The organism is Phormidium pseudopriestleyi FRX01, from assembly GCF_017313335.1.
GTDB lineage: Bacteria > Cyanobacteriota > Cyanobacteriia > Cyanobacteriales > Laspinemataceae > Laspinema > Laspinema pseudopriestleyi.
Map to the genome: position 1 here is coordinate 1 of NZ_JAFLQW010000119.1, position 2,780 is coordinate 2,780.

3 protein-coding genes are annotated in these 2,780 nt (G+C 48.7%); 1 reads left to right on the forward strand and 2 read right to left on the reverse strand.

Translation table 11 applies throughout. From position 1 onward, the window contains the following. Nucleotides 1-204: 204 nt before the first annotated feature. Together J0895_RS04510 and J0895_RS04515 are read right to left on the reverse strand one after the other, a co-directional pair. On the reverse strand, nucleotides 205-639 hold the full coding sequence (locus tag J0895_RS04510) for a pentapeptide repeat-containing protein (protein WP_207086927.1): 435 nt from the start codon (nucleotides 637-639) through the stop codon (nucleotides 205-207). A gap of 43 nt (nucleotides 640-682) precedes the next feature. Beyond that, nucleotides 683-2,425 (reverse strand): tetratricopeptide repeat protein, encoded by a 1,743-nt coding sequence (locus tag J0895_RS04515; RefSeq protein ID WP_207086928.1) that lies wholly within the window; start codon nucleotides 2,423-2,425, stop codon nucleotides 683-685. Between the two features lie 215 nt (nucleotides 2,426-2,640). On the opposite strand from J0895_RS04515, the gene J0895_RS04520 reads away from it, so the two are divergent. Next, the coding region (locus J0895_RS04520) for a helix-turn-helix domain-containing protein (RefSeq protein ID WP_207086929.1) at nucleotides 2,641-2,780 on the forward strand (140 nt) is incomplete at its 3' end.

Sequence of the window (2,780 nt, forward strand, 5' to 3'; positions counted from 1 at the left end):
CCGCCCCTTCTCCCAAAAAGGCAGAAGCCCTCACCCTCAGTCACTCTCCCACTCTGGGAGAGGGATTTAGGGTGAGGGCGGCTTTCATTGGGATGCTCCCCATTTTTTGGGGGAGTGGGAGCATCTGGCTCTACTATTACAGCAAGAATGATTTAAACGCGCTATAGAGTAATCTCGTCCCGATCGCCTACTCCCCTGATAAATTTATTCTAACTCCTGACTCCCGATTTCTACGCCACTGCTGCCCTGAAGAACTGCACCTGTAAAGTCGGTGCCATTAATATTAGCACTAACCAAAATGGCATCTTGCAAATTCGCCCCACTGAAATTTGCATAACTGAGGTTGCTACTAAACAAATTTGTCTCAATCAAAATGGCATTTTGAAGGTCAGCGGCAGTTAAATTGGCCTCCATCAGATTGGCTTGGCTGAGAATAGCTTGTCTCAAATTGGCCCCAATTAAATCCGCCCCGCGTAAATCTAACCCGGTGAGATCTGCACCACTGAGGTCACAGTTTCGACATTCATTCCCTGTTTGTAGCTGCAAGAGGTGTTCTGGGTTAGCACTCAAGGCAAGATGAGGGAATATCCCCAATTGAATCAATCCGACTGCTGTTACTACTGTGATTCGTTTTAACATGGATTCACCCTGAATAGGAGGGAAACGAACTGACTTTTTCCCTCTAACTTAAATCGGTTTCATTGGGAAAAACCGGATCTTGTGCCAGTTTTTCATGGAGGCGGTTGCGCTTTTCGATCGCATCGGTACAGGTGGGATCAACTTCCAGGGCCACACCGTAGGATCGCGCTGCTTCCGGATAGCGGTGCAATTTTTCCAAACATTCTCCTCGGCGCAACCAAGCCAGGGAGTGGGTGGGTTTCATTTGGATCACCGTATCGTAAGCGGCGATCGCCTGGGGATATTGACCCATTTTACTCAGCACTCGGCCTCGTTTCATCCAAGGTTCATAATGGTTGGGCCAGATGCCGATCGCCTGGTCATAGGCCACAATTGCATCAATATACCGTTGGGCTAAGGAGAGTAAATCCCCCCGTTTCATCCAGGCTTGAGCATCGTTGGGTTTAACTTCGAGCACTTTCGCAAAGGCATCGAGAGCTTCCGGATAGCGTTGGAGTTTTTCCAACACTTCTGAACGCTTCACCCAGGACCGATAAAGAAACATCGGTTCTTGGGTTACTTGTACAACTTTTTCATAAGCAGTCAGGGCTTCTTCATATTTTTGAAGTTGCTCTAAAGCCAGTCCTCGGTGATACCAAGCTTCGGGAAAATTGGGCTGAATTTGAATCGCATTGCTGAGGGCTTGAATGGCATCTTTAGAGCGGCCCAATCCATACAATGCCATGCCCCGACCCAACCAAGCGGTGGATAAATTGGGATTAATTTGAGTGGCTTGGTCAAAGGAGGTTAAGGCAACTTCATACTGCCCCGCATCGGAGAGGGCGATACCTCGATTCATCCAAGCTTCGGGCCAATTGGGATGTAATTCAATGGCTTTATCAAAACAGCCGATCGCCGCTTCTACCCATTGATGTTTGAGGGCGCGGCCTTTATAAAACCAAACTAAGGGATTGCTAGGGGCGAATTGAATCACCCTATCAAAGGAGGCGACGGCTTCGGTATAGCGTTGCAATTTGTCCAAGGCGACTCCGCGATTAAACCAAGATGCGGCATTTTCCGGGACCAGTTGTAGGGTGCGATCGTAAGCGGTGACGGCTTCGGCGTAGCGTTGCAGGAGATCGAGGGCGACCCCTTGATTGAACCAAGCGGCGGGGTTTTGCGGGTCCAGGGTAAGGGCTTGTTCCAAGGATGTTAAGGCTTGTTCTGGGCGATCGAGGGCCAGGAAAGTGAGACCTCGGTAATACCATCCGCTGGAGAGTTTGGGTTTGAGTTTGACAACTTTATTAAAGGCAGTAACGGCGGATTTGTATTGTTGAAGTTCTAAGAGCGATCGCCCCCGGAAATACCAGGCTTCATATTGATTGCTATTAATTTGAATGCTTTGATCAAAGGATGCCAAGGCTTCCTGATATCTGCTTAAGTGAAAGAGACACCGACCTCTGAAGGTCCAGCCCCAATAGTCATCGGGGTTGACTTGAATCGCCCCATCATAACCGGCGATCGCCTCTTCATAGCGATGTAAATTCATCAGGGCCGTGCCGCGTTTCAGCAAAGCCCGATGCATGGTGGGCTTTTTTTGAATGGCTTTGTCATAAAAGGCGACTGCCCCGGCATAATTTTTTTGTTCATACAGTCGGTTCCCTCGTTCATAGTCAGAACCCGCCCCCAGTAAGTGGTTGACCCAGGACCACACCGGGGCAATCGGTCTCGCCGTCGGTGAACTTTCCGGGGGCGATGGAGGTGGGGTTAACCCTTCGGGGGGCTGCAATTCGTCAAATTGGGTCATAATTAACGAGGGCTGGAAACAGGGTTTAAATTTCTACCTAAAGTTTCTTAAACTTACTCATTTTTTATGCTAACATAAGGTTATGCGTAAGTTTTGGATAACCTCAGCCGCAAAAATCTCGGCAAGAGGCTCACTATCTACATTGTTGGGTGCTCGTCTTTATAATAGCCGAAGTCAACCGAACACAAAGATTGTTGAGGAGTTAAAAAAAGTCAGTGAAGAGCTTTAAGACCAAGCTAGACTTAAATAACCGACAACGAACGCTCATGGCCAAACACGCCGGGGTCGCTCGACACGCTTGGAATTGGGGACTCGCGAACTGTAAGGAAACATATCTTGCTGGAGGTAAACTCCC